General features: G+C 36.4%; 6 protein-coding genes. All 6 read right to left on the bottom strand.

Annotated features, from left to right (window positions below; genetic code table 11):
- Positions 1–51: 51 nt before the first annotated feature.
- The 6 genes from ACM0OP_RS23580 to ACM0OP_RS23555 all read right to left on the bottom strand — a co-directional run bounded on the left by ACM0OP_RS23580 (position 52) and on the right by ACM0OP_RS23555 (position 6,104).
- A complete protein-coding gene (locus ACM0OP_RS23580; RefSeq protein WP_414530833.1) occupies positions 52–1,899 on the bottom strand; it encodes a vWA domain-containing protein in 1,848 nt (615 codons plus the stop codon).
- A gap of 147 nt (positions 1,900–2,046) precedes the next feature.
- Positions 2,047–2,565, bottom strand: coding sequence for a DUF2085 domain-containing protein (locus ACM0OP_RS23575; RefSeq protein ID WP_414530832.1), 519 nt, complete (start codon positions 2,563–2,565; stop codon positions 2,047–2,049).
- Between the two features lie 59 nt (positions 2,566–2,624).
- The gene (locus ACM0OP_RS23570) at positions 2,625–3,362 is read right to left on the bottom strand and encodes a Uma2 family endonuclease (protein WP_414530831.1); all 738 of its coding nucleotides are present in this window, start codon (positions 3,360–3,362) and stop codon (positions 2,625–2,627) included.
- Positions 3,363–3,465: 103 nt separating this feature from the next.
- Positions 3,466–3,960 carry an ASCH domain-containing protein gene (locus ACM0OP_RS23565; protein WP_414530830.1) on the bottom strand — a complete coding sequence of 165 codons (495 nt, stop codon included), beginning with the start codon at positions 3,958–3,960 and terminating at the stop codon, positions 3,466–3,468.
- Positions 3,961–3,976: 16 nt separating this feature from the next.
- Positions 3,977–5,020 (bottom strand): hypothetical protein, encoded by a 1,044-nt coding sequence (locus ACM0OP_RS23560; RefSeq protein ID WP_414530829.1) that lies wholly within the window; start codon positions 5,018–5,020, stop codon positions 3,977–3,979.
- On the bottom strand, positions 4,998–6,104 hold the full coding sequence (locus ACM0OP_RS23555; RefSeq protein WP_414530828.1) for a GNAT family N-acetyltransferase: 1,107 nt from the start codon (positions 6,102–6,104) through the stop codon (positions 4,998–5,000). Before ACM0OP_RS23555 ends, ACM0OP_RS23560 begins: the two co-directional genes overlap by 23 nt.
- Positions 6,105–6,202 lie beyond the last annotated feature (98 nt).

The following is a 6,202-nucleotide window of genomic DNA, read 5'->3' as shown; positions in this document are numbered from 1 at the left end:
TGATTACCTACTCAATTCTCCTCAACTTTTTCTCGACTTTTTCAGCAAACCCTAATTATTCATAGTAGTTTGTACAAAACGCTTAATTTCCCCACAAGCAATATAAGACTTACCATCAGGGGCTGTTTTCACTTCATCAACCACATAAAGCATACCTTCCTCTCTGACCGAACGAGGAAAGCGCATATTCCAATCGGGTTCATAACCATCAGAAACTACCCTAGCCCTGAGCTTACCACCATCTTTGACACACTGCACTAACACCTGATTCTCTATAGTGTCAGTTGTTTCCAAGTCAGCAGCACTGGCGGGACCTTTAGCGGCTTTACCTGTGCTAACTCTTTGCGTAGTCTGGCGGTTAACAAAGATATCTGCTACACCGGGTTGAGCAAAACGGGTAATGTCTCCCTGGACACGGTAAAAAGAACCATCATTAGAAAGTTCCAATGTTTCTACAATATAACGTGCGCCCTCAGCCCGAATTGCTCGCGGAAACTGGACATTCTTGCTGGTATCGTGACCCTCAGAAACAACTTTAACCCGCAATTTACCGCCTTCCCGAACACAGTGCAGTTCCACACCGTCACCGACTTCATTCACAACCGGTATTGCATAGACTTCATCACCAGCAGTGACACCACGACCCGCCAAATCGCTGCGATTCCGCGTCATTGTCTGGTAACTTTGATCTCGCAGTTCTTTACGTCCCGCATTACCCAAGGCTTTTTGAGCGATGCGACCTGCAAAATACTCTAATTGTTCGATTTCTTCCGCAATTTCAAAATTCTCATTTAACCCTTTATCTTGCAGGTCTTTGATTAATACCCGCAGGGTTTGTTCAGCTTCTTCATGTTTACCATGTTCGGCTAAATCAAGGGCGATTTCTTTGGCTTTAGCAATGGTTAGGCGACTGAGTTCCAGAATTACATGACTGGAAGCCGCAGCTGCTGCTTGTTCCACAGTACCAACTTTAGCGAAGACATCGGCTGTACCGGAAACACTTTGAATTAAATTATCTTGGACAACATCAGCGCTGTAATGCAGCTTCATTACAGGTAACTCACCCACTGGTGCTGAGGATATATCCAGACTCAACCCTAAAAGTTTATCTTCCCCTTCATAAAGTTCGCCCAAACTAATCACTGCTTGACCAGTATCATTTTGACTAATTGTCGCCAAACTCAAAGTATCTACCAGCTTGACACCATCAGCTAATTCCAGAGTGACTGTGAGGTTTTGACCTACTACGGCTCGGAGACTGTCTAACTCAATACCGAATACTTCCGTAGCTTCATCAATGCTTTGAATAAAGTAGAAATTACCATTGGCGGCTCTGGCCATACCAATTAATAAATCCTCATTAAAACCTTGAGCAAAGCCTAAAGTGGTGGTTGTGATCCCTTCCTCAGCTTTTTTCGCCGATGTCGCGGTCAGTACCTGGGGGTCGATAATGCCCATATTGGCGTGACCATCGGTAAGTAAAAGCACACGGTTAATTTTCTGCGGGTCAAGTTGGGCTTTGACATATTCGCAACCTTTGAGCCAACCCCCAGATAAATTAGTAATACCACCCGCTCTGACTTTGCGGATAGATTGTTTCAGTGCAGACTTATCAATTACTGGCTGGTGTGGGATAACTGTATCGATTTCGTCATCATAAACCACCACTGAGAGAATATCATTCGATTGCAGTTGATCTACCACAGACTCAGCCGCTTTGAGTGCGTGATGCAAAGCACCACCCGCCATAGAACCAGAGCGGTCAATTACCAAAGAAAGATTCAGATTACGTCGGGGAGATTCTGCAATATCAGCCCGAAAACGGAGCAAAATATTTGTTTTTAATGAAGAACCCGTGGGTAGAATAGCTTGGTCAAAGTCGTAACTGGTATTAATCATTTGGTATAGCCTTCTGAGTCATTAGCTACAAGCCTGATAATACAAATGTATTATTACATTAGTATACTCAGAAAATGATATAACCCGTACCAGTAATTACGCTTAATTTGAGTGAATAAAAAAAACACAAAAATACAAAAGTTTCAATTAATTCCGGACGGCTTGATGCTGCTGGGACTCATGAAAAATTGGCATAGTAAATAAACCCCAAGCCAAACCTGTCATCAACCCAAAAGGTGTCACCAAATAATTATTAAAATTCCATAAACCAAAAACCTGTGCAGCCAATTCCAAAGGATAAGCCATCATCAGCACACTAGCCAAAGCCGCACCATTCCAGCCATATTGACTTAACCAGTAAAAACCCTTACCACCAGTTACCCCATACAACAAACGAGTAACTAGCAACCCCGTAACAGTACCATAGCAACGCATACACACAGCCATAATAAACGGGGGTGCTAAATCCAAACCCATACTAGGTTGCGGACAAACATGATTACCCATGAAATAGATAATGTCCGCAATCCTACCCAGCAAAGACATATCAGACGCAGCCAGAAAAGGAGCAATAGGGGGGCCAAAAACCATCCCCACTAACAGGAAATCAGCAATAAAACTCACCCAATTAACCTGCAAACCCCTTGACAAAATAACCATTTGCATATTTATTAATTTACGCGAAAAATTTCTTAATCTATTGTATCTGGATCAATACCCATTTCTTACAATGGTGCTGCTTTGTGTTCTGCTTGTTTAGCTCTTAATCTTTGTAATTGGGCTTCTTCTTTACCGACTAATAATAAATTACCATCTAAATCCCACCAGCGTATCCAAAGTTGCTCAGGATTATTTAAATAACTTCCTTGCCATAGTCCTAATTCTACACCTAAAGGGGGAATGGGATAATGTCCGCGCTCGTTGGGCTGTATTTTTTGGTAAGAAAAATCTACCAAGTGATAAACTTCTAATTTCTCATTATTAACTTCATAAATAGCATAGTAGGGAATGCGTATAACTCTTTCATATACCCAAAATTTCCCAGGTTTTACACCTTCACGATTACCAGCTAAAGGTAGAGGTGTTATGTCTTGTTCTTCATCACCATTACCACTGGCTAATTCTATGGCAATTAATGGGGGAATATATTCCCGCCATAATACATAAGAACGGCGAATTTTACCTTCTAATCTGGGTGGGACATCAGGGACATAAAACCAATCTGGTGCTACTGTACCTTTTTCTGGTGGTTCTGTTTCGCGCCAATAAATACCACAATCTTCACCTATACAAAATTGTCCATCTGGATGTAACTTTTGTAAAGTTTGAATTATTGAGTCTGTGATAATTATGCTTTGGGGATGTTCTTGAAAGTTTTTCACAAACGTACCATCAAACTCTGGTAGTTGAGTATGATCAGGAAACTGCGGTGGTATAGCAATATCAGCCAGGGTTTCACTCATACTATTTAAGGGATACGAGTTTCAAGTTTACATCTTAAGTATAATAGCTTTAAACTCAAACAATCAAACAAAAAGTAATATATAAAAATATTATATTTATCTTTTAAACTTGAGGCAATAGTTCAGTTTGATAACCTCTACACTTATTAGATAATGCTAGAATATCATATTTTGTCATTGATTTGATAAAATTTATCTCTCTATCTTTTAAATAATGATAACACTGTGGTGGTCGAAAATCTTTCCACTCTTCTCTTAGTTTTTCAATTGTAATGGGTGAATCAAAACTGAACGGGTTTTTAAAGAAAATAGCAAAAGCAATTTGTGAATTTTTGTAGTATTTTTGAAAGGTTTCTTGGTTAATACCAGCTTTATCTTTAACAATATTCCAAAGCTTATTAGGAGACATTTCCACAACTTTTTCTACTTCAAGCACTCCCAACAATGCTTTTTCAGGAGATGTTGCATAAACAAGAATTAGATCACCTTCACTTAGATGTCGAGGTCTAACACGCCTAAACTCAACTTGTTTATTCCCGTCAAATATCATATTAGCGTATTCATAGTGAATAGATATTAAAAGTACATTTGGAGACATGAGACTCATTTTTATTTTATATAGGCATTGAATTTCCTCTATTATATAACATTTTAAATTCTTCTGGAGAAATTTCTATAGAACTTTGAAGTTGAATAGATCGATTTAGTATTATTTTTATTTCTGCAAATTTTATAGGATTTTCAAATGATTCAGTATCACTAAATTTAACAGCTTTTATTTCCTTGTCTAAATCGTTATTAGCAGCTTTTAAAACATCTTGAAAACTGTAAATGCCTAATCTTCTAAATTTTTTATATAAATCTTTGGGTTTACCAATTGTTACTTCATCTAGTCTAGAACAAGCTCTAATAGCTCCTAGAATAGCAGAACTATTTTTATCGTCAGGAGATGGAGTAACATACCATAAAATTCTTCCTGGATATTTCATTTTTCGTTTTGAAGAGTAGTAAACAACCTCACGTCTCAGTGCTAATTGTTCTTTAGCTCTCCATATTCCTTCTTCTGCTAATTCTTTATCAAATAATTCTTTAGCCCAACGTGATTTAATAGGAATAATATAAGTAGGAATTTCAGCATCAGTAATTTTGGCAGGATAAAGCCTTCTCTCAATATCTGCCATGATTTCTGGTTTTTGAAGTAAATCTTGATTTAATAAAATCTCTGCAAATGGAAGATATTTGTCATAATCTTTGGGTGATTGTTTACACAAGTTAGTAATATACGAAGAAATATCTACTGCATTTTCTGAAATAGCTAAATTAGCTCTTAACCATCCAGATTTAGTCTTTAAAAAACCATCTTCAGACAGTGCTTTAACGGTTGTATCATCCAAGTATATTTCAGTAATTCTGGTGAATTCTCTATTTTCACTAGCAGCAGTTGAGAAACATTCAAAAATACACCGTCGTAAAAGAGTAGGAGTAATTTTAGTATTTCTGAATCGAAAAACCGGAATATTTAACTCTCTATCTTCTGATCTATCATAGATTATCAGAGCTATAAATTCTTCATTTTGACTAACTGTAAAACCTTTAACTTGTTTAGTATTTGAAACTAAACTGCGAATATTTTTTCTAAAGTCTGGTTTTTTTTTCACCCTGAGAATAACATAAAAAGAGGTCAATTATTGAATCTATCTCTTTACTCTGAATGCGCTTTTCTTTGATATTAGTTCCACCTAAAAGCTCTGGTTGATATTCATTTTCTCTACGTAATTGATCTAATTTAATAATTAGATCAATGGGATGAATAATGGTCAAATTAAATTCTTGATAAATCTCTTCTTCAATACCTAATAAACGTTTATCTCTAGTAACAAAGTAAGGAGTATTAATTTGAGAGCTAATAACTCTAGCGATTTGACGTAAATCTGATTCATCACTAGGAGTCATCTTTTCAGGAAAAAATCTACGTATAGTTTGGCATAGTTTATCAAATTCTTTTTGGGTGGAAGGAAGGTTTGTAAAATGACTTCTTGCTGTACGTAATTTTTTTCTTTTTCTACTGTCTGGATTTCTGTTAATTTCATTTAAAATTTCGTCAGTTAAACATAATTTTATTTCTGAATCTAGCCAATCAGAAATTAGAACTTTAGACTCTTTTCCTTCCTCATCAAACTTTTCATCATCTACTAAATCAAATAAAATATTAGCATCAATAGCAACACATAATCTAGATTCAGTTTCTTGATAGGCAAGATTAGTGAGTAAACTATGATGACCATAATCTAACCACCACTCAGTTAAAATACTGCCTTCTTTGCTTTTTCCTGGTCTTTCATGAGGAGCCACAAAACCAAGTGCTGCCCACATTCCATCTAAATTATAATCACGACGGCATGATAAAAGAATACCGTATAAATGTTGAGTTTTATTTTTTAAATACTGGAGTAATTTTTTGGCTATTCCTCTTTTTTGCCAATTTTTATCTACACAAAGATGGGTAAGTTTTACTCTGTAATTACGACGACTAATACCATAAAGCAGATATCCCACACAACCTAATTCTGGAACAATAAAACCAATAATACGACCTTCGTCCGCTAGTCTTTCAAAAGCTCCATAGGGTAAAAAGCCAAGGGTTTCTGAATTAGCATTACCTAAGTTAATGACAGTTTTTAAATGCTGAGAAGTTGCACCAATTTCTTGAATACTAAACTTTAAGGAATCTTCTTGTACCATATAATTTAGATTTACTCATTTCAGGAACTAAATCATATAAGCTTATTAGACATATCCTTAATATAAACAATAAGGTATAATAAAGAACAAAAGCAAAG

The sequence above is a fragment of the Nodularia chucula CCY0103 genome (assembly GCF_963923915.1).
GTDB classification, from domain to species: domain Bacteria; phylum Cyanobacteriota; class Cyanobacteriia; order Cyanobacteriales; family Nostocaceae; genus Nodularia; species Nodularia chucula.
This window is presented reverse-complemented; position numbering and strand designations above follow the sequence as displayed.